The sequence below is a fragment of the Cellulomonas edaphi genome (genome assembly GCF_030362815.1).
GTDB classification, from domain to species: domain Bacteria; phylum Actinomycetota; class Actinomycetes; order Actinomycetales; family Cellulomonadaceae; genus Cellulomonas; species Cellulomonas edaphi.
The window spans coordinates 332,167-353,786 of record NZ_JAUCGR010000002.1; the positions used below are offsets into that span (position 1 = coordinate 332,167).

The following is a 21,620-nucleotide window of genomic DNA, read 5'->3' on the forward strand; positions in this document are numbered from 1 at the left end:
TCAGCCGCGCACCGCGCCGACGACGGCCTCGAGCGCCTCGCCGAGCTTCGCCACGTCCGTGCCGCCGCCCTGAGCCAGGTCGTCCTTGCCGCCGCCGCCGCCGCCGAGCACGCCCGACGCCAGCTTGACGAGCGCCCCCGCCCGCACGCCGGCGCCCCGTGCGGCCGCGTTGGTCGCGACGACCACCACCGGCCGGCCCTTGGCGGCGCCGCCGATCGCGACGACCGCGGGCTCCGCCTCACCGAGTCGGGAGCGGACGTCGAGCACGAGCGTGCGGATGTCGTCGCCCGACACCTCCCCCAGGTCGGCCGTCACCACGCGGGCGGCGCCCACCTGCTGCGCGTTCGCGGCCAGCGTCCCGGCGCCGGCGAGCACCTGCGCCTGGCGCAGCGCCGCGAGCTCCTTCTCGGAGTCCTTCAGCCGGCCCAGCAGCGAGGAGACGCGCTCCGCGAGCTCGTCCGGGCGCGCACCCAGCAAGCCGGAGATCTGACCGACGAGCGCGCGCTCCTTGGCCTGGTATCCGTAGGCGCCCGCACCGACCAGCGCGTCGACGCGTCGCACGCCCGACCCGATCGCCGACTCGGAGAGCAGCGTCACGAGGCCCAGCTCCCCCGAGCGGCGGACGTGGGTGCCCGCGCAGAGCTCGAGCGACCAGTCGCCGCCGATCGAGACGACGCGCACCTGGTCGCCGTACTTCTCGCCGAAGAGCGCCATCGCGCCCTTGGCACGGGCCTCGTCGATGTTCATCGTCTGGTCGGTGACCTCGAGGTCGTCCTGCAGCCGCTCGTTCACCCGGGCCTCGATCTCGGCCACGACCCCCTGAGGCGTGGCCGACGGGGACCGGAAGTCGAAGCGCAGGCGGCTCGGCGCGTTGAGCGAACCCGCCTGCGTGGCCGTCTCGCCGATCGACTCGTGCAGCGCCTTGTGGACGAAGTGCGTCGCGGTGTGCGCACGCGCGATCGCTCGGCGGCGGTCGGTGTCGATCCTTGCCGTGCCGCGGTCACCGAGCGCGACCGAGCCGTCGACGAGCCGGCCGTGGTGCACTGACAGCCCCTTGACCGGTGCCTGCACGTCGTCGACCTCGATGCGCGCCCCGTTGTCGAGCACGATCGTCCCGGTGTCGGCCTGCTGGCCACCGGACTCGGCGTAGAACGGCGTGACGTCGAGCACGAGCTCCACGTCGGCCGGAGCGGTCGCCGCGGGCGCGGGGACGCCGTCCACGAGCAGGCCGACCACCTGGGAGGTCGCCTCGTGGTCCGTGTAGCCGACGAACTGGACCGGCTTGCCCTGCTCGACGCTCAGCGTCTTGTGCAGGTCCTGGTACGCACCCGTGTCGGCGCGGCCCGCGCGCTTGGACATCGCGTCGGCGCGCGCCCGCTCGCGCTGCGCCTGCATGAGCGTGCGGAACGCCTCCCGGTCGACGTCGACGCCCTGCTCAGCCGCCATCTCGAGCGTGAGGTCGATCGGGAAGCCGTACGTGTCGTGCAGCGCGAACGCGTCGGAGCCCGACAGCAGCGGCGTGCCGCTCGGCGCGACGGACGTCTTCGCCGACGCGACCGCGGTGTCCAGGATGGTCGTGCCGGCGACGAGGGTGCGACGGAACGCGTCCTCCTCGGCGTAGGCGACCTGGCTGATCCGGTCGAAGTTGGTGGCCAGCTCCGGGTACGACGGGCTCATCGCGTCGCGGCTGAGCGGCAGCAGCGACGGCAGCGCGTGGTCCTCCACGCCCAGCAGGCGCATGGCGCGGATCGAACGGCGCAGCAGGCGGCGCAGCACGTAGCCGCGGCCCTCGTTGGACGGGGTGACGCCGTCGCCCATGAGCATGAGCGCCGAGCGGACGTGGTCCGCGACGACCCGCATGCGGACGTCGTCCTCGTGCACCGCGCCGTATCGCCGACCCGAGAGCTCCTGGGCACCGCCGATCACGGGGTACACCTCGTCGATCTCGTACATGTTGTTGACGCCCTGCAGCAGGAACGCGACGCGCTCGAGGCCCATGCCGGTGTCGATGTTGCGCTGCTTGAGCGGCCCCGTGACGCGGAAGTCCTCCTTGCTGCGCACGTCGTCCAGCGCGTACTGCATGAAGACGAGGTTCCAGATCTCGACGTACCGGTCCTCGTCGGCGACGGGGCCGCCCTCGACGCCGAACTCGGGCCCGCGGTCCACGTAGATCTCCGAGCAGGGGCCACCGGGGCCCGCGCTGCCCGTGTGCCAGTAGTTGTCCTTCTTGCCGCGACGCTGGATGCGCTCGTCGGGCAGGCCGGCCACCTGCTTCCACAGGTCGCGCGCCTCGTCGTCGTCCTCGTAGACCGTGACCCAGATCTTGTCGGGGTCGAAGCCGTAGCCACCGCTGCCCTGCGCGCCCGTGACGAGCTCCCAGGCGTAGGTGATCGCGCCTTCCTTGAAGTAGTCGCCGAACGAGAAGTTGCCGTTCATCTGGAAGAACGTGCCGTGCCGCGTGGTCTTGCCGACCTCTTCGATGTCGAGCGTGCGCACGCACTTCTGGACGCTCGTCGCGCGCTGCCAGGGCGGCGTCTGCTCGCCGAGCATGTACGGGATGAAGGGCACCATGCCGGCGATGACGAACAGCGTCGAGGGGTCGGGCGAGATCAGCGGGGCCGAGGGCACCACGGTGTGACCGTTGCCCTCGAAGTAGTCGAGCCAACGCTGGCGGATCTCGGCGGTACGCATGGTGTCCTTCTTCGCGAGGTGCGGGGTCGAAAGTGGTGCGTGGGGGCGATCGGAGACCGCTCAGAAGAACGCGGCGTCGCCGTCGTCGTCCGGGTCCTCGGTGGGGCCGGCCCAGCTGGCCGGCACCTTGGGGCCGTCCTGCGGGCGGAACCGGTGGCGCAGGTCGTCCATGTGCTGGGGGCGCTGCGCGCGCAGCTCGTCGAGGTCGGCGTCGCCCACCAGGTCGCGCGTGAGCTCGGCCGTGCGCTCGGAGACCCCCGCCGCGAACTCGGCGCGCGCGGTGTTCCAGGCCCGCGAGACGCGGGTGGCGCCGTCGACGACCTCCGTGGCGCCGGCCGGGAGGTACTGCTCGGCGAGCGCCCGCCCCTTGCGGATCACGACGACCGTGACCGCGACGCCGACCCCGACCCAGAACAGCCGGCGCATCAGCGGGCCTTGCGGGCGCCCGCGGCGAAACCGCCGAAGGCGCGTCGCACGCCGTAGGAGAAGGCCGCGACCTTGACCAGCGGGCCGCCGAGGGTCGCCGCGAACAGCGCCGTGAGCGCCGAGACGTTCTGCGAGACCTGGGCCGCGGCCGTCGTCACGGTGTCGATGTTCTCGAGCTGGGTGTTGCTCGACGCGACCAGGGTGGCGGTCTCGTCGAGGACCGGCACGGTGTGGTCGGTGAGCTCCTTGACCGACGTGGTGGCCTCGTCGAAGACCTTGCCGAGCTTGAGCAGAGGCACCGCGAGCAGGCCGACGAGCAGCACGAACGCGATCGCGGCGATCATGCCTGCGACGTCACCCAACACCTAGATCGACCTCCCTGACGGGACCGGGACCGGCCCGCCCGAAACCCTACCTGCCCTGACCCTGCTCACCAGCCTGCTGATCGAGCCCCGGAACCGCGAGGGGAAAAGCGAACGCCCCGCCGGCGCAGTGCGCGGGCGGGGCGTCCGGAACGCCTCAGGTCAGCGGGCGTAGTACTCGACGACCAGCTGGACCTCGCACGTCACGGGGATCTCGGCGCGCTTGGGGGCGCGGACCAGGATCGCCGAGAGCTTCTCGAGCTGCACGTCCAGGTAGCCCGGGACGGCGGGCAGCACGTCGCGGTGCGCACCGGCGGCGGCGACCTGGAACGGCGTGGTGGCCTGGCTCTTCGGCTTGACCTGCAGCGTCTGGCCCGGCTTCACGCGGAAGGAGGGGCGGTCGACGATCTTGCCGTCCACGAGGATGTGACGGTGCGTCACGGCCTGGCGGGCCTGCAGGATGGTGCGGGCGAAGCCGGAGCGCAGCACGAGCGCGTCGAGGCGGACCTCGAGGTTCTCGACGAGCGCCTCACCCGTCAGGCCGGGGGCCTTGCGGGCGTCCTCGTACGCACGGGCCATCTGCTTCTCGCGGAGCGCGTACTGCGCGCGCAGCCGCTGCTTCTCGCGCAGACGCACGGCGTAGTCCGACTCGGTGCGGCGACGGGCGCGGCCGTGCTCACCGGGCGGGTAGGGACGCTTCTCGAAGTGCTTGACGGCCTTGGGCGTCAGCGCCAGGCCGAGGGCGCGGCTCAGGCGGACCTGGCGGCGCGAACGGGTCACACTGCTCACTTCAGATACTTCCTGTCGTTTGATGGACGTCACACCCTGCGACGGAGCTCCGAGGCGGGCGTGGGACCGACCGTGGATGCGCGATGACACACCGCGCTGGCTAGGGCCCCAGGTGGCCGTCCGGTGGACGTGCGTCAGCACATCGCCCCGGGCGACCGGTCCACTCTACCGGCAACACGGCCGGAGACCGAATCACTCGCCGCCGAGGATGCCGCGGATGCGCTCGAGCCGCTCCCCCACGGCACGCTCGTACCCGCGGTCGCTCGGCTCGTAGTAGCGCGCGCCGGCGAGCTCGTCGGGAAGGTACTGCTGCGCCGCGACACCGTGCGGCTCGTCGTGCGAGTACACGTACCCCTTGCCGTGACCGAGCTGCCCGGCACCCGCGTAGTGCGCGTCGCGCAGGTGCGAGGGCACCGAGCCGATGCGGCCCGCCCGCACGTCGGCCAGCGCGGCGTTGATGCCGTTGTACGAGCGGTTCGACTTGGGGGCGGTCGCGACGTGCACGACGGCCTCCGCGAGGATGATCCGCCCCTCCGGCATGCCGATCAGCTGCACCGCCTGCGCCGCGGCCACCGCCGTTTGCAGCGCGCTCGGGTCCGCCATGCCCACGTCCTCGGCCGCCGCGATGACTACGCGTCGCGCGATGAAGCGGGGGTCCTCCCCCGCGGCGATCATGCGGGCGAGGTAGTGCAGCGCCGCGTCGACGTCCGAGCCGCGCATCGACTTGATGAACGCGCTGATCACGTCGTAGTGCTGGTCGCCGTCGCGGTCGTACCGCACGGCGGCCACGTCGATCGCGCGCTCGACCGTCTCGAGGTCGACGACCGCCGGGCCGTCCGCTCCACGCTCGTCGGCCGCCGACAGCGCGGCACCGGCCGCCGCCTCGAGGATCGTCAGCGCCTTGCGCGCGTCGCCGCCGGCCAGGCGCAGCAGGTGGTCCTGCGCCTCGTCGCTCAGCTCGACGGCGCCCGCCAGGCCGCGCTCGTCCTGCACCGCGCGCCGCACGAGCGTCGCGACGTCCTCGGTGGACAGCGGCTGCAGGGTCAGGAGCAGCGAGCGCGACAGCAGCGGCGAGTTGACCGAGAAGGACGGGTTCTCCGTGGTGGCCGCCACGAGCGTGACCCACCGGTTCTCGACGCTGGGTAGCAGCGCGTCCTGCTGCGCCTTGGTGAACCGGTGCACCTCGTCGATGAACAGCACCGTCTCGCCCGCCGCGGTGGCCAGGGCGCGGCGGGCGCCGTCGATCACGGCCCGCACGTCCTTGACCCCGGCCGTGACCGCCGAGAGCTCGACGAACCTGCGGCCCGACGACGACGCGATGAGGTACGCGAGGGTCGTCTTGCCCGTCCCCGGCGGCCCCCACAGCACCACGGACGACGGCGCGGCGCGGCGCCCCGCCTCCCCCGCGGGCTCGACGAGCCGACGCAACGGGGACCCGGGGACCAGCAGGTGAGCCTGGCCCGCGACCTCGTCGAGGGAGCGCGGGCGCATCCGCACCGCCAGCGGCGCGCCCGCGCTCACCTCGGGGAGCCCCGCGGTCGTCGAGGTCGCCGAGTCGAACAGGTCCATGGCCGCAGGGTACGTCCGTCGACCCACACCCCGACGCCGCTCGTGTGCGCGTAGCCGGTTCGACCTGCGACGATGTCCGCGTGTTCGCCCGCCTCGGTCGCGTCGTCGCCCACCACCCCCGCCTGACGGTCGCCGTCTGGCTCGTCCTGGCCGTCCTCGGCTACGCCACGGCAGCGGTGGGAGTGCACGGCGAGAGCCTCTTCGAGCGGCTCACCACCGGCGAGCCCACCGCGCCCGGCTCCGAGAGCCAGGAGGGCCGGGACATCCTGGCCCAGGCGGACGAGGCGGGGGCGTCGCTCACGCTCATCCTGTCGGACGTCGATCCCAGCACGCCCGGTCTCGACGACGCGCTCGATCCCGCGCGCACCGACCTGGCCGCGATCCCGGGCGTCGCCTCCGTCGTCGACCCGCTCGCACTGCCGGACGGCGTCGACAACCCGGCGGCGGCCCCGCTGGTCGCCAAGGACGGCGATGGCTTCCTCGTCGTGGTCGAGCTCGAGCCGGGGCTGAGCGACTCGGCCGAGGGCCACGCGCTGGCCGAGGTCGAGGAGCGGCTCGGCGCGGTGCCCGACGACCTGGAAGACCTCGCGCCCGACGTCACCGGGGTCGTCGGCGGCACGTCGCTCATCTACTCGGCCATCACCGAGCAGGTGGAGACCGACCTGCGCACCGGCGAGGCGATCGCCCTGCCCGTCGCGCTGCTCATCATGGTCGTGGTGTTCGGCGGCTTCCTCGCCGCGTCGATGCCCATGGCGGGCGCATTCGCCTCGATCGCCGGTGGGCTCGCGGCGCTGCTGGGCCTGTCGTACGTGATGACGCTCGACTCGTCCGTGGTCAACGTCGTGACCGTGCTCGGACTCGGCCTGTCGATCGACTACGGGCTGCTCATCGTGTCGCGCTTCCGCGAAGAGCTGCACCGCCTCATCGACGCCGACGGCGGTCGGGCGTCGCGACGCAGGCGCGGTGACGGGTCCGTCGTGACGGCCATCGAGAACACCATGGCGACCGCCGGTCGCACCGTGACGTTCTCCGCGTTGACGGTGGCGATCTCGATCGCCTCCCTCCTGGTGTTCACGCCCGAGATCCTGCGCGCGATCGGGGCAGCCGGCGTCGCCGTCGTGCTCGTGGCCGTGCTCACCGCCCTCACGCTCGTCCCGGCGCTGCTGGTCATGACCGGGCGCCGGCTCGCGCGCCCGGGGCTGCTCTCGCGCGTCCCGGTGATCGCGAACATCTTCTCGGGTGCCTCCGACGTCGTGACCGAGGAGGGCCGGTTCTCGGCACTCGCCGAGCGCGTGCAGCGGCACCCCTGGTGGGTCATGCTCGGCGCGCTCGTCGTGCTGGGCACCCTCGCCATCCCGCTGACCCATCTCGAGCTGCGCAGCTCCACCACGCAGCTGCTGCCCGCCGGCAGCACGCAGCGCGAGTTCGTCGAGACCCTGGCCGCCCAGTACCCGGCCTCCACGTCACCCGCGATCACCGTGGTGGCAGAGACGTCGCTCGAGGAGGCCACGGCCTGGGCCGACGACATCGCCGACCTCGACCACGTGGCGAGCGTGGACCCGCCGACCCCGGTCGGCTCGTACGTCGCCATCGGCGTGCGCCCCGCGACCACGGACGGCGGCGATGCCGTCGCGCGCGCGGCGGTCGAGGAGATCCGCGCGCTCGACCCCGGCTTCCCCACCTGGGTGACCGGGCAGGCGGCCGCCCAGATCGACTTCAGCGCGGCACTGCGCTCCGGGGCGCTGTGGGCCGCCCTCATCGTCGGGCTCGCCACGTTCGTCCTGCTCTTCCTCATGACCGGCTCCGTCGTGCTGCCCGTCAAGGCGCTGCTGACCAACCTGCTCTCGCTCGCGGCGTCGCTCGGGGTGCTCGTCTGGGCGTTCCAGGACGGCCACCTGGAAGGGCTGCTGGGCTTCACCTCGACCGGCGGCATCGAGACGTTCGTCATCGCGCTCGTCATCGCGTTCGGCTTCGGGCTCGCAATGGACTACGAGGTCTTCCTGCTCTCGCGCATCAAGGAGCTGCACGACCAGGGGGCGTCCGACAACGACGCGGTGCGGCTGGGGCTGCAGCGCTCGGGCCGCATCATCACGTCCGCCGCGGCGATCATCATCGTGGTGTTCGCGGGCTTCGTCGCCGGTCAGCTGCTGGTCATCAAGGAGGTCGGCTTCGCACTGGCCGTCGCGGTGCTGATCGACGCCACGATCGTGCGACTGCTGCTCGTCCCGGCCACCATGACGGTCCTCGGGCACCTCAACTGGTGGTCGCCGCGCTGGATGCAGCGCATCTACGAGCGCCTCGCGATCACCCACTGAGTCGCCCGCGATCTCCGGTACCGGCGCACGAGGCGCCGGTACCGGAGGCGGTCACTCCGCGGCGGTCTTCGCCTTCGGCCTGGCGTCCACGCCGGCCTCGCGACGCTGCTCGGGCGTGATGGGCGCGGGAGCCTGCGTCAGCGGGTCGTAGCCGCCACCCGACTTGGGGAAGGCGATGACGTCGCGGATGGACTCGGCGCCGGTGAGCAGCGCGACGATGCGGTCCCAGCCGAACGCGATCCCGCCGTGCGGGGGCGCACCGAACTGGAACGCGTCGAGCAGGAAGCCGAACTTCTCCTGCGCGTCGTCGGGGCCGATGCCCATGATCTCGAAGACCCGCTCCTGCACGTCGCGGCGGTGGATACGGATAGACCCGCCGCCGATCTCGTTGCCGTTGCAGACGATGTCGTACGCGTAGGCGAGGGCCGCGCCCGGGTCCTGCTCGAACGTGTCGATCCACTCCGGGGTGGGGGACGTGAACGCGTGGTGCACGGCCGTCCAGGCGCCGCCGCCGACGGCCACGTCGTCGTCCTCGCCGGTCGGCTTGAACAGCGGCGCGTCGACCACCCACACGAACGACCACTCCGACTCGTCGATCAGGCCGCCGCGGCGACCGATCTCGAGCCGTGCGGCGCCCAGCAGGCCCCGCGCGTCGTTCACCGAGCCGGCCGCGAAGAAGATCGCGTCGCCTGGGCTCGCGCCGACGGCGGCCATCAGGCCGGCCCGCTCGTCATCGGTGATGTTCTTGGCGACCGGGCCGCCGAGCTCACCGTCCTCACCGACGGTGACGTACGCGAGGCCCTTGGCGCCGCGCTGCTTGGCCCACTCCTGCCAGGCGTCGAAGCCGCGGCGCGGGGTGGACGCGCCACCCGGCTGGACCACGGCACCCACGTAGGGCGCCTGGAACACCCGGAACGGGGTGTTCTTGAAGTACTCCGTGAGCTCGACGAGCTCGAGGCCGAACCGCAGGTCGGGCTTGTCCGACCCGTAGCGGGCCATCGCCTCGTGGAACGTCATGCGGCGGATCGGCGTGGGGATCTCGACGTCGATCAGCTGCCAGAGCGCCACCAGGATCTGCTCGCCGAGCGCGATGACGTCGTCCTGCTCGACGAAGCTCATCTCCACGTCCAGCTGCGTGAACTCCGGCTGACGGTCCGCGCGGAAGTCCTCGTCGCGGTAGCAACGGGCGATCTGGTAGTACCGCTCGAGGCCGGCCACCATGAGCAGCTGCTTGAACAGCTGCGGCGACTGCGGCAGGGCGTACCAGCTGCCCGGGGCCAGCCGCGCCGGCACCAGGAAGTCGCGCGCACCCTCGGGGGTGCTGCGCGTGAGCGTGGGCGTCTCGACCTCGACGAAGTCCTGCGCGTCGAGCACGGCACGGGCGGCGGCGTTCGCCCGCGCGCGCAGGCGGATGGCGCGAGCGGGCGCCGGCCGGCGCAGGTCGAGGTAGCGGTGCTTGAGGCGCGCCTCCTCGCCCACGGGCTCGTCCAGGGACGACGAGACCTGGAACGGCAGCGGAGCGGCCTCGTTCAGGACGACCACGTCGGTGGCCACGAGCTCGACCTCGCCGGTGGCGAGGTTGGCGTTCTCGTTGCCGGCGGGACGACGGCCGATCTCGCCGGTGACCTGCAGCACGTACTCGGCCCGCAGGCCGTGGGCCACCGCCTCGTCGCGGATGACCACCTGAGCGATGCCCGAGGCGTCCCGCAGGTCCACGAACGCCACGCCGCCGTGATCGCGCCGACGGTCCACCCAGCCCGTGAGGGTGACGGTGGTGCCGATGTGCTCGGCTCGCAGCGAGCCGGCGGTGTGGGTGCGGAGCACAGCAGATTCCTTCGGTCAGAGGCGTGGGGCAGCCCTGATCCTAGTCGGCGACCAGGGCCGGCTCAGGACCCGGACGTCACGAGCGACTGGATCTCCGCGACCGGGACCTCGGAGGTCGTCGTCACCGTCTGGTCGGCGAGCGCGGTGGGAGCGGCGTTCGCGCTCGACACCCACGACGCGTGCCAGACCTCGCGCGCCGTGAGGGTCGACCTCAGGCCCGGCTGGTTGGCGCTGGAACGCTGGAAGACGACCGAGCAGTCCGTGCTCGCGCCGCTCGACCACGGGGTGCCGCCGTCCGCGCAGTGGCGCGATGTGCCGCCCTCGGCGCTCACGTCCATGCCGCCCAGCGTGGCGGTGACCCGGGCCCAGACCGCGCCCCCGTAGACCGAGGCGGTGACGTCCAGGGTGTGCGGCGCACCCTCCACCCACACCCACGTGTCGACGCCGACGAACGTGGCCGCGTCACCACGCCTGGTCGGGTTCCAGGCGACGGTGCCCGGCTCGATCGACAGCTCGGAGCTGGCGATCTCGGCGAGCATCTCGGGCGTCACCAGCGGGTCGGGCGGCGCGTCGCCCGCGTCGACCCAGACCGTGTCGTGGTCGGCGAACCAGGCGGTCGTCGCCTCGGCCCAGCCGTCGAGCGTGTCGCCCGGCCAGTACTCGCTCGAGCACATGCCGCCGTACCAGTGCCCCTTGTCGTCGTCGGCGTGCTTCTCCCAGCCGGGGATCTCGTCGAAGCCGCCCAGGCCGTGCTCGATCCTCGCGCGGTCGGGATCCGCAAGCATCTCGGCGTACGCCTTGCCGGTCATGAACTCGAAGTACCAGCAGACCGGGTGGACCGCGATGGTGGTGGTGTCGACGTCGACCGAGCCCCCGCCGCCGCGCACGCCGGTGCCGGAGACCGTGACCTTGATCGTCCCGCCACCCGCGCTCCCGCTCGACGACCCTCCGCACCCGCTCACGCACGGCCCGTCGGCCGCGGACCCCGGCGTCGAGGCGACCAGGGCGCCGCCCGCCACCAGCACGGCGACCGCCGTCAGCCGCGCGACGAGGCGGCCTGCGGAACGGACCGGGGTCAGCACGGGTCCCCCGTCAGGTAGGCCTGGACCGCCCACGCGCCCGTCGGCTGCTTCGCGACCTCGGCACGGATCTTCTGCCGCGCCTCCGGGAGGTCCGCTCCTGAGGTCACCTTGCCGCCCTTCGTGAACGTCGCCTTGCGGGAGTCGGTGCACAGGTCGACGACGACCAGCCGGCCGTCGCCCACCACGTCCTTGTACGTGATCGTCTCGCGGCCCCCGGTGGTCCAGCCGCTCTTGTTGTTCGTGTCGACGACCTCCTTGACCTGGGCCAGCGCCGCGCCGGTGGCGAGCGTGCGCAGCTGCGGGTCGACCTTGCCCTCGGTCCGGGACCGCCAGAACGCGACGTCGAACTTGCTGAGGGTGTCCAGCGCGTCGACCTGGGCCGCGGTGATCGTCGGCATGGCGCCGAAGGTGATGCCCAGCGCGGGGTCGGAGCGGTCCGTCACGGCCGGGGCGGCGGTGGTCGCCGACGCCTGCGGTGTCGGCTCCGCCGACGCCGATGCCGAGGCGGTCGCATGAGCCGGGGTCGCCGACTCGGTCGACCGCTGGAGGCTGACCGCGTCGCCCTGCTGCGCCGAGCAACCGGCGACCACGAGGACTCCGCCGGCGACGAGCCCCGCGAGGGTCCGCCGCACTGCCCGTCGACCTCGAAGACTCGTCGGTCTCACCCCGTACCCCCTGCTCTCGACTCCAACGACCCGCCGTCCCGGACCGAGCGCGAGGCGTCGGACCGGTGCGTGCTTCGTCCCAGAATTCCACAGCCCTCGGCTGCTCGCCGTCGCTGCCCGTCCCTCGATCGGGTCGATCGCGACGCGGCATCGCCGACGGCGCGCTACCTCGGCCGCCTGATCGTCGTGCGCACGCGCGTCACGGACGGCCGCGCCGGGACCGACGAGAAGCCGAAACCGACCGGGGGTTCGACGGCCGCGAGTGCCCCGCACGGCTCCCCGGCCCACGACGCGTCGGCGGCCACGATCTCGTGCTGGTCCGAGGCGGCGTAGGTCTCGGTGCGCCCGCCGCCGGCCGACCCGCGCGTCCGCACCCCGGTGAGCACGACGCGAGCGACGGGGTCCGCGGCGGCGGCGAACCACTCGGCCGAGGCCAGCGCGGCGGGCACCGCGGCCAGCAGTCTGCCCACCCCCGTGCGCGCTCCGATCCGCAGCGCGGCATCGAGCGGCCCCGCGGTGACGCGCCACGTCCTCGACCGTGCGTCGCTCGAGACGCGCACGTCCACCACGTGCACCGCGTCGAACGCGTAGGTCGCGGAGATCTCGTCGGCGACGTCCGCACGCGGCGCGAGGAGGGTGCGGTGGCCCGACGCGTCCTCGACCATCACGTCGGCGAACGACCCGTACGGCGAGTCGAGCCACCGTCCGACGACGAGGCGGCGTCCGCTCGCCGTGCCGAGACCCGCGATGTGCCCGCGGTAGACGTCGACGCGGTCGGGCATCCCGTCACGGTAGGCGGCCCTGCCCCGGCACGCACCACGCGGGCATCAGAACAGAGCCGGTTGCAGCACGCTCGCCGCCGCCGGGCTCTCCGGCGCCACCGGCATGCTGCCCTCCGGGTACGACCCCTCCGCATCGAGGCGGTGACCACCGCCGGGAGTCAGCCCGTGCCTGGTGAGCAGCGGTCGGACGCGCTGGTCCAGCCACCTGGCGTACTCGCGCGGTGCGTAGGCGCCGGAGCCGTACAGCGAGCGGTACCGGGTCACGATCTCCGGGCGGTGCTCGGCCAGCCAGGCGTAGAAGAGCGGCTTCACGGGCCCGCGCAGGTGCAACGGGAGGATGGTCACGCCCGTCGCACCTGCCTCGGCGAGCTGGCCCAGCAGCGAGTCGAGCTCGTCGCGCCCGTCCGTGAGCCACGGCATGACGGGGGCCACCATGACGCCGCACGGCAGGCCCGCGTCGCGCACCGCGCGGATCAGGTCGAGCCGCGCGCGTGGGGTCGGCGTGCCGGGCTCCATCGCCTGCTGGAGGCCCTCGTCGCCGATCGCGAGCGAGACGCCGATGCCGACGGGCACCCTCTCGGCCGCGGAGGCGAGCAGCGCCAGGTCGCGCCGCAGCAGCGTGCCCTTGGTGAGGATCGACAGCGGCGTGCGTGCGTCGGCGAGGGCCTCGATGATGCCGGGCATGAACGCGTACCGGCCTTCGGCCCGCTGGTACGGGTCGGTGTTGGTCCCGAGAGCCACGGCCTGCCGCCCCCACGTCCGGCGGGACAGCTCCGCGCGGAGGACCTCCACGACGTTGGTCTTGACCACCACCTGCGTCTCGAAGTCGCGGCCCGCGTCGAGGTCGAGGTACTCGTGGGTCGGTCGGGCGAAGCAGTAGGCGCAGGCGTGCGTGCAGCCGCGGAACGGGTTGACCGTCCACCGGAACGGCATCGAGGAGGCCTCGGGCACCTTGTTCAGCGCGCTGCGGGCCAGCACCTCGTGGAACGTGATGCCGGCGAACTCGGGCGTGCGCACGCTGCGGACGAGGCCCCGCAGGCCCAGGCCCGGCAGCGCCGCGTCCTCGTCACCCCGCTGGTCATCCCATCGCATCGACCCATGCGAACACGTGTTCGAACGCGTGTCAAGCAGCCGCGCTCACGCCTGCGTCGAGACCACCTGCGCCGAGAGCGCGGGCAGGTCGTGCAGGGGATCGCGCCCCTCGCCCTTCCAGCTGCTCGTGAGCTCCACCACCTGGTCGCCCGCGAAGACGACCGAGCTCGCCCCCACCGCGCCCGTCCATGCCGCGCCGTCCTGGTCCGTGTAGCGGACCGACGGCTCGACCACCCCGGGCGCGTCGCCGTCCACCTGCGCGCGGAGGTCCTTGCCCTCGGCGGACGACGCCGGCTGGACGGTCACGAACAGCATGGCCCCGTCCACCAGGCTCGTGTCGGTGGGCCAGATCTCGCACTCGCGCACCCCGTCGGCGCCCGCCGACTCGAGGCTGCCCTCGACGCGCCCGACCTTCAGGCCCAGGGCCGTCTCGACGTCGGCGCGGTCCATGCCGCACACGAGGTCGGCCGTGCTGGCGGGGCGCGACGGGATCTCGGTCGGCATCGGTTCCTCCTTCGTGGACGACGTGCAGCCGGCGACCGCGGCACCGAGCGCGGCCGCGGCGAGCAGGCCGAGGATCGGGCGCGCCCTCACAGCGGCAGGCCCCACTGGTCGCGGTACGTGCCGATGACGCGCTCGGCGACGATCGTCTTCATCGCCGACTTGTTGTACCAGTCCTGGTAAGCGCGCGAGCCGGTGTCGAAGTGCGGCGGCGGCCCGGGCTGGATCGTCCCCGCGGGCGGCGGCGTGAAGTCGTAGCCGCGCTCGGCGGCCCCCCGGACGGCCGCGTCGTCGAAGTAGCCACTCTGCAGGAGCTGGTTCATGGTCGCGTCGGCGAGCTGCGTCTGGACCTTCTGGCTGAGCTCGGTGTACGTCGCTCCCGAGTCCGTGGACGCGCTGTCCTTGATCTGGTCGAGGGTCGCGTCCTTGAGCTGGTCGACGCCGAAATTGAGCCACTTGGGCTTGATCTCGGGGATGTACGGGATCGCCGAGGCCAGGCTGAGGGCGTCGGCGATGGCCTCGGCGCGCTTCTTCTGGAACTCCTCGTCCGACTTGTCGCCGCCGTAGGCCGTGTCCAGCGTCCAGCCGATCACCTGCGACGCGTTGGTGATCGCGGGGTTGGAGTCGTCGCTGACGCCGCCGGTGATGAAGTTGGCCGCCGCGTTGGGCTGCTGCACCTTCGCGTCCGTCAACCCCTTGTTGACCGCGAGGTTCTGGGCCTGGAACAACCCGGTCATGAAGGGGGTCAGGTCGTTCTGGTTCTCCCCCAGCGTGCCGACGATCTTGGCCAGCAGCGCCTTGTCGAGCACGGCGCCGTACGGCATGTCGGGGTCGAAGAGATCCCCGCTGCCGGGCTGCGACCAGCCCTGCGTGAGGTCGTCGTGGTCGTCCAGGATCACGCGGTAGGCGTCGGCACCGTAGGAGGCGAGCATCTGCGCGACGTGCGCGCGCAGCCCGTCCGACATCTTCCAGCCCTCGTGCTGGCCGAACACGAGCCACCCGTCCGACTGGCCCTCGCCGGTCTTGTCGCCGATGAGCGCGAACGTCTGCGACGCGAGGTCGGCCGAGAGCCGTCCGGACGCCTCGCTGTTGCGCAGCCGCGTCGTCGCGGCCTCCAGCGCGGTTCCCAGGGCGCCGCCGTTGGTGGCGTCGACGTCCCAACGCCGGTCGAGCACCAGGTACGCCAGCCGCTCGGAGACGCTCACCTCGTGGCCGTCGATGGTGACCTTGCGGTCGTCGCCGCCACCGAAGAAGTGCTGCGCGGCCTCCGGGTTGTTCCCGAGCGCCGCCATGATCCCGGCCAGCGGGTCGCGGAACCGCCGACCGTCCGCGTCGTAGACGCCCGCGTTCGTCGTGCCGTCGCTGCCGCGCGGCTGCCAGACGGCTCCGCGCGCGTCGCCGAGCTCACGCTCGTGGTCGTAGACGCCCTCGGCCACCTGGTTCAGGAACGGGGTGCCGTACCGGCCGGCGTTCAGGAGCACCGTCAGCGCGTTGGCGCGGTCCACCCGCCCGTCCCCGCCGTCGTAGTAGGGGGACGTCGGCACCTCCGCCTCGATCGTCTCGAGCCAGCTCTGCGCGTAGTCGGACGGGAGCGCCAGGTCACCGGTGTTGCGGGTCGCCGTGGCGACCGTCGTCGACATGCCGTTCAGCAGCTTGCCGTACCAGGCGTTCTTGGCGTCGAGCTCGGCCTGCGTCGAGCTGCCGTCCTGGTAGGAGCGCTGGTACCCCAGGGTGATGACGACGTCCGCGAGCTCGTCGGCGCTCAGCGCCCTCGCGAACCCCGCGGCGTAGTACGGGTCGTCCTGCATCTCGATGATCTGCTCGATGAGGTCGTCGTCCGGGCGACCTCCGTCGCGCAGCGCCTCGGCCGCCTCCTGGCCCGCCTGCTCCGCCTTGTCCGGGGCCATCGAGGAGATCTCGGTGACGTCGTCGAACTGGACGGTCCCCGTGGGCCACGTCGGGCTCGACCCCTCGAGGGCCTGCGCCTTCGCGAGCCGCCTGCGCGCGTCGGGCAGGACGTCACGGGCCCAGTCGGCCGCGGTCTGCATCCCGTGGGTGTCCGACGTCGCGAGGTTGTAGCGCGACAGCGTGGTGCGCAGGGAGCTGCGGGCAGAGTCGAGCGTGTCGATGCCGCTGATCAGACCGTTGACGAGCTGCTGCATGCCCGCCACGTCGATGATCGCCTTCGCCATGTCAGTACCACGTCGCTCGGTAGTCGGTCGGCTCCACCTTCGCGGGCTCGCGCGAGTAGCGCGACGTCATCTCCCCGACGCAGTCGCCGCCCGCACCGGCCGCCTTCGTCTGCATGTCGGTGCACTGCTGGGAGAACGCGTCAGCGGTCGTGCTCACCCACGCCTCGTGGGCCAGGGCGCTGAGCACCGACGTGAACGCGGACCCCGCCCACGACGCCTGCGTCTGCGCCCCGGGCGTCGCCGCGTGCAGCGCGCTGCGATAGCGGTTCTCGACCTTGTCGGGATCAGTCATCGCGCTCCCTCGCTCGCCACCTGCTCGGATGTCCTTTTTGACTCTAACGACCTGCGCGCCCGGGCACTCACGGGACCGGCACCTGGACGCTCTGCCACGCCCCGGCCAGCGACAGGATGCCGCGACCCGGCGCCGCGGCGCCGATCACCGAGCGCGGGAGCCGGAGGCCGAAGACATCGCCGTCGTTCGGCGACGCCGGCGCGAGCAGCAGGCCGCTCCGAGACTTCTTGAGCGCCGGGGCGGGGCCGCGGTAGGAGCCGGACAGCTCGTCGGTGGTCCCGCCCGCGACGACGAGGCCCGGTCGGTCGCGCAAGGCGCCCAGGTGCTCGACCACCGCGTCCGCCAGCGCGCCGTCCGTGCCGAGCAGCTCGAGGTCGTCGACGAGCAGCAGCGTCGGTGGTCCGTCGCCCGGGACCAGGCGAGCCAGCAGCTCCTTGATCTCGTCGCGCGTCGACTCGAGCGTGAGCGCGCCCACCACGCCGGGCAGGTCGCGCAGCGGGCTCCGGCGCGGCGTGACGATCCCGACCGACCACCCGCGCTCGATCGCCGAGGTGCCCATGGTCACGAGCGACGTGCTGCGCCCGGACCGGCGCGGCCCGACCACGAGCACACCCGGGCCGTGGTCCTCGGCCTCGAAGCCGAACAGCGTCAGGCTGTCGCCACCGACGCCCGCCGGCACCGCCGCGGGCGGCAGGTCGGCACCACCGAGCCGCTGGGCCTCCGCGAGCGTGATCCGCGTCGGCAGGTCGTCCACCCGGAACGGCACCTGGGCGGCGGGTGTCGGTCCGCGGTCGGCCGCGCGCGCCGTGGCGTCGCGCGCGATCCGCTGCAGCGCGGCGACCTGCTCCGCGCCGCCCACGGCGGCGTCCAGCACGCACAAATGGACCTCCTGGCTGCCCACCGACCGGAACGCCCGGCCGTCCGCCATGTCACCGGGGACCTGGCGCGGGCTGAGGCCGACGGCCGAGTAGTCGCCGGCGTCCGGCATGCGCAGCATCACCCGGTTCTCGGTGAGGGCCGCGATCCGCCCGACGAGCATGCTGCGGTCACCGCTGAGCACCACCTTGACCCCCGCGCCGGGTCCCTCCTGGAGGATCTGGGTCCAGAGGTCCACCAGCACGCCCGAGTCGTAGTCCTCGAACGCCTGGATGAAGCCCTCCCAGCGGTCCAGGAGCACCACCAGGTACGGCAGGCGCTCGTCGGGCGCGACGTTCGCTCGCTGCTCGGTCACGTCCGCGAACGACTGCTCGGCCAGCAGCCGCTGGCGCCGCGAGATCTCCGCCCGCAGGCGGCGCGTGAGGCGCGCGAGGCGGTCGGGCTGGTCGCGACCGACCACCGCACCGGTGTGCGGCAGGGCGACGAGCGGGAGCAGCGCGTTGTTGCCGCAGTCGACGCCGTACAGGTGCACGTCCCGCGGCGAGGTCCGCGTCCCGATCGCGGCGGCGAAGGTCCGCAGCGCGGTGGAACGCCCCGAGCGCGGCGCGCCGACGACCGCGAGGTGACCCCCGACGGCGATGTCGTGCACCGCGACGTCCCGGCGCTGCTGGGACGGCAGGTCGACCAGGCCGTACGGGAGCGCGAACGGCGATTCCGGCAGCGCGGTCCCGGCCTGCTGAGCGAGGTCGTCGAGGGTCACCGTGGCGGGCAGTGCGGGGAGCCACGGCGGATGCGGGGCGGCCACCCCGGCCAAGTCGGCCGCTCCCCGCACCGCGCTGACGAGCGCAGCGAGGTCGGTGGGTACCTCGATGTCGTCGTCCGCCGCCGCGGCGCCCGGCGACTGCAGGGCGCGCCCGAGCCCGGGCCAGCCCAGGGGTGCGACGGCCACCGCACCGCCCGCCGAGGCGCTCGGCGGCCGCCCCCCGACGCGAGAGGCCTGGAACGCGACGAGGCTCGAGTGCCCCAGCCGCGCGTACGCCCGGCCCGGCAGGCTCTGCGCGATCTCCGCCGCCTCCGGCCCCTCGATGACGTCCTGGCTATCGTTGCGGTCGGTCACGCGCAGCGCGATGCGCAGGTTGGTGTTCGACTTGATCTCGGCGCTGACCACACCGGCGGGGCGCTGGGTCGCGAGCAGCAGGTGCACGCCCAGCGACCGACCGCGCCGGGCGATGTCCACCAGGCCGGTGACGAAGTCGGGCAGCTCGGCGACCAGCGCCGCGAACTCGTCGATGACGATGAGCAGCCGCGGCATGGGCTCGTCGTCCGGACCACGCGCGGCGAGGTAGTCCTCGATGTCCTTGGCGCCCGCACCGGCCAGCTGGTGCTCGCGCCGCCGCAGCTCGGCGGCGAGGCTCTCGAGCGCGCGCGTGGTCAGGTGCGTGTCCAGGTCGGTCACCATGCCGACCGTGTGCGGCAGGTTGTTGCAGTCCTTGAACGCCGCGCCGCCCTTGTAGTCGACGAGCACGAACGTCATCTCGTCGGGACGGTTGCCGACGGCGAGCGACGCGATGAGCGTCTGCAGCAGCTCGGACTTGCCCGAGCCCGTGGTGCCCGCCACGAGGCCGTGCGGGCCGTCGGCGCTGATGTCGACCGTGAACAGGCCGTCACCGGTCTCGCCGATCACCGCCCTCGTGGTGCGGCCACCGCCGGCCCAGCCCCGGGCGACGGCCTGCGCCTGCGGCGGGTCGAGCTGCAGGACGTCGAGCAGCCGCGACGACGACGGGAGCGTCGACGCCAGGTCCTCGGTGCTGATGTCCCGGATCGGGGACAGGGCCCGCGCCAGGCGCTCGAGCCACGGTCGGTCCACGACGTCGGCGCGCACGCCCTCCACCGGGTCCCGACCCGTGACGGACACGGAGGCGCCCTCGGGGTGGAGCCGCACGACGGCCTGGCACTCCTCGGGGAGCTGTCGCTCCTGCTCGTCGAGGCACAGGAAGATCACACCGACCGCGGGTCCCTCGCGCAGCAGCGTGACGAGGCCGGGCAGCAGCCGGATGCGCCGTGCCCCGTCGAGCACCACCAGGACGGGCGGCGGGAGCAGCGTCGTCATGGTGGAGAACCCACCACCGTCGCCCCGCGCCGCCTCGCGGCGCCGCTCCACGAGGTCGAGGAGCTCCGCGATCCGCCGTGCCGTCGTCTCGTCGTCGTTGCCGACCGAGACCAGCGGCCCGGCGTCGCGTCGCAGGTGCGGCAGCCACCGCACCCAGCGCCAGTCGGCCTCCGCCTCGGGCTCGGACAGCAGCACCACCGTGACGTCGGCCGGCGAGTGGGAGGCGGCCACCTGCGCCACCATCCAGCCCGCCACCCGGCGCCGGTCGTCGTCGGTGCCGGCGACGCCGGTGACCCCGACGCGCGCGAGCGGCACCGCGACGGGCACGTCCGCCGCCGTCCAGTGCTGGACACGCTCGTGGTCCTCCCCGGCGGGGTCGCGCAGCGACACCTCGCTCGGCACGTCCGCCGTGCCGACCCGCGCGAGCATCCAGTCGGGGTCGGTGCGCCGCCGCTCCCACAGGCGCGAGCGCGGGCCCGTGGCGAACAGCAGCACCGTGGCCGGGTCGGGGAGGTCACGGCGCCGCGCAGCGCTCTCGCTGGTCAGGGCGGCGTAGGCGTCGGCCTCGACCCGCGCCGTGCGCTCCGTGAACGAGCGCACGGCATCCACGTGCTGGCCGCGCCGGGACTTGCGGGACGACACCCAGTTGGAGATCGCCATGGCCGGCGACAGCGCCATGATGATGAGCGAGTAGGGCGACCTGGTGAAGTAGAACATCGCCCCGCCCATGATCACCGGGAGCAGCATCATCGCCAGGGGGAACGCCTGCTTGTCGGGCGAGCGGGGCTCGGCGGGCAGCCGGAACTCGTGCGTGCGCACCGGCGGCAGGAGGCGGGGCGGGCGGTTGAAGTCGAGGGTCGCTCCCTCGGCGCTGGGCGACAGGCTCGCGTCGGGCGGCTCGTGCTCGGCGAGCTCCAGCACGGTGTCGCCCACCACCAGCGGCGCCCCGGTCTCCCACGGGCGCGCCGTGGTCAGCGGCAGCCGGCCCAGGTGGACGAACGGCCGGTCCTGCTCCGGGTCGATCTCCTCGACGCCGGCCGTCGCGGCGCGTGCCTGCTCGAGCCGGGCGGCGTAGCGCCGGCCCTTGCGCGCGGCGCCGGCCGGCGCCCCCGGGCTGCGCACGACGATGGGCCCGTCGAGCGGCCGCATGCGCCGCGGCGCGGGGAACGTCCGGGCGGCCAGCGCCGGGTCCGGCGTGACGACGACCGATCCGTCGACGCCGACCTCGAGAATCACGGCCCTGTCGGGCACGTCGTCGAGCCGGACGGAGGCCGTCGATCCGGCGCCGATCTCGTGGTGGCCCGGCGCCAGGCGGTGCACGGTCCCCGCCCCGCGCCCGGACACGACGCGGATCTCGCACGCGCCGTAGGGCTCGTCCCACGGGTCGTCGACGGCACGCCCCAGGCCGACCAGGTGCCCGTGGCGCAACGGGCACGCCTCCACCGCCTGACCGAGGTCGAGCTCCCGCCCCCGCCACCACAGCGGCACCGCCGCGTTCGCGTCGGACGCGGTCACCTGGACGACGCCCAGGTGGCCGGACCCGCGCGGCACGACGCTCTGCTGCTCGTAGCGGACGGCACCGGCCAGCGCGGCAGCGAGGTCGCCCACCCGCGCGCCCGGGGCGCACTCGGCGACGACGTCGACGAGCGCGTCGGCGCCGGGCACGGCAACGCTCAAGATGAGACGCACGGGATCCTTCCGGGGCAACGGTCAGCGGCCCGCCCCCGCAGGGGCGGGCCGCCGTGAGCGGGACTCAGATGCGGTCGCCCTCGCCGGTCGCCGCGGCGATGTTGTTGTGGTTGGTCTTGACGTCCTTGGCAGCACCCTCGAGCGCCTCGTTCAGCTTGTCGAGGTTGGTGCGGTACTCCTGCCAGGCGCTGCGGAAGTCCTCGGAGTACTTGCCGGTCCAGACAGCACTCTCGAGCGCCGAATCGACGCGCGTCTTGATGTCGTGCGCCTCCTGGGCCTTCTCCACGAACGTCTTGTGGAGGGACTGAAGGGTACTGAGCTCTGCACCAACCGCCACGGAAATCTCCTTCGACTCGAGCGGCG

General features: G+C 73.1%; 16 protein-coding genes. 1 reads left to right on the top strand and 15 read right to left on the bottom strand.

Features of this window, described 5'->3' with window-relative positions; translation table 11 throughout:
- The 5 genes from alaS to QRT05_RS07825 form a co-directional block, all read right to left on the bottom strand.
- Entirely contained in the window at positions 1-2,691 is a 2,691-nt protein-coding gene (alaS, locus tag QRT05_RS07805; protein ID WP_289446515.1) for an alanine--tRNA ligase, read from the bottom strand.
- Positions 2,692-2,751: 60 nt separating this feature from the next.
- Positions 2,752-3,117 carry a hypothetical protein gene (locus QRT05_RS07810; protein WP_289446517.1) on the bottom strand — a complete coding sequence of 122 codons (366 nt, stop codon included), beginning with the start codon at positions 3,115-3,117 and terminating at the stop codon, positions 2,752-2,754.
- Complete coding sequence (locus QRT05_RS07815) at positions 3,117-3,461, bottom strand: DUF948 domain-containing protein (protein ID WP_289446518.1); 345 nt, start codon at positions 3,459-3,461, stop codon at positions 3,117-3,119. The genes QRT05_RS07810 and QRT05_RS07815 overlap by 1 nt, the downstream gene beginning before the upstream one ends.
- A gap of 180 nt (positions 3,462-3,641) precedes the next feature.
- Positions 3,642-4,268, bottom strand: a complete 627-nt coding sequence (rpsD, locus tag QRT05_RS07820) for a 30S ribosomal protein S4 (protein ID WP_289446519.1) — start codon at positions 4,266-4,268, stop codon at positions 3,642-3,644.
- 192 nt (positions 4,269-4,460) lie between these two features.
- Entirely contained in the window at positions 4,461-5,837 is a 1,377-nt protein-coding gene (locus QRT05_RS07825; RefSeq protein WP_289446520.1) for a replication-associated recombination protein A, read from the bottom strand.
- A gap of 80 nt (positions 5,838-5,917) precedes the next feature.
- Between QRT05_RS07825 and QRT05_RS07830 the strand changes: the two genes are divergently transcribed.
- The gene (locus tag QRT05_RS07830) at positions 5,918-8,152 is read left to right on the top strand and encodes an MMPL family transporter (protein ID WP_289446521.1); all 2,235 of its coding nucleotides are present in this window, start codon (positions 5,918-5,920) and stop codon (positions 8,150-8,152) included.
- A 51-nt stretch (positions 8,153-8,203) separates the two neighbouring features.
- Here the strand turns inward: QRT05_RS07830 and aspS are convergent, their stop codons facing one another.
- The 10 genes from aspS to QRT05_RS07880 form a co-directional block, all read right to left on the bottom strand.
- Positions 8,204-9,976: an aspartate--tRNA ligase gene (aspS, locus tag QRT05_RS07835; protein WP_289446522.1), complete on the bottom strand. Its 1,773-nt coding sequence runs from the start codon at positions 9,974-9,976 to the stop codon at positions 8,204-8,206.
- 62 nt (positions 9,977-10,038) lie between these two features.
- Positions 10,039-11,058: a hypothetical protein gene (locus QRT05_RS07840; RefSeq protein ID WP_289446523.1), complete on the bottom strand. Its 1,020-nt coding sequence runs from the start codon at positions 11,056-11,058 to the stop codon at positions 10,039-10,041.
- Positions 11,052-11,690 carry a hypothetical protein gene (locus tag QRT05_RS07845; protein ID WP_289446524.1) on the bottom strand — a complete coding sequence of 213 codons (639 nt, stop codon included), beginning with the start codon at positions 11,688-11,690 and terminating at the stop codon, positions 11,052-11,054. Before QRT05_RS07845 ends, QRT05_RS07840 begins: the two co-directional genes overlap by 7 nt.
- A gap of 197 nt (positions 11,691-11,887) precedes the next feature.
- Positions 11,888-12,505, bottom strand: a complete 618-nt coding sequence (locus QRT05_RS07850; RefSeq protein WP_289446525.1) for a hypothetical protein — start codon at positions 12,503-12,505, stop codon at positions 11,888-11,890.
- A gap of 45 nt (positions 12,506-12,550) precedes the next feature.
- Positions 12,551-13,597 carry an Rv2578c family radical SAM protein gene (locus QRT05_RS07855; RefSeq protein WP_289446526.1) on the bottom strand — a complete coding sequence of 349 codons (1,047 nt, stop codon included), beginning with the start codon at positions 13,595-13,597 and terminating at the stop codon, positions 12,551-12,553.
- 45 nt (positions 13,598-13,642) lie between these two features.
- Positions 13,643-14,191 carry a hypothetical protein gene (locus QRT05_RS07860; RefSeq protein ID WP_289446527.1) on the bottom strand — a complete coding sequence of 183 codons (549 nt, stop codon included), beginning with the start codon at positions 14,189-14,191 and terminating at the stop codon, positions 13,643-13,645.
- Positions 14,188-16,290: a DUF6571 family protein gene (locus tag QRT05_RS07865; RefSeq protein ID WP_289446528.1), complete on the bottom strand. Its 2,103-nt coding sequence runs from the start codon at positions 16,288-16,290 to the stop codon at positions 14,188-14,190. The genes QRT05_RS07860 and QRT05_RS07865 overlap by 4 nt, the downstream gene beginning before the upstream one ends.
- A 1-nt stretch (position 16,291) precedes the next feature.
- Positions 16,292-16,582, bottom strand: coding sequence for a hypothetical protein (locus QRT05_RS07870; RefSeq protein ID WP_289446529.1), 291 nt, complete (start codon positions 16,580-16,582; stop codon positions 16,292-16,294).
- 67 nt (positions 16,583-16,649) lie between these two features.
- A complete protein-coding gene (locus QRT05_RS07875; RefSeq protein ID WP_289446530.1) occupies positions 16,650-21,257 on the bottom strand; it encodes an FtsK/SpoIIIE domain-containing protein in 4,608 nt (1,535 codons plus the stop codon).
- A gap of 64 nt (positions 21,258-21,321) precedes the next feature.
- Complete coding sequence (locus QRT05_RS07880) at positions 21,322-21,594, bottom strand: WXG100 family type VII secretion target (protein ID WP_289446531.1); 273 nt, start codon at positions 21,592-21,594, stop codon at positions 21,322-21,324.
- Positions 21,595-21,620: the final 26 nt, after the last annotated feature.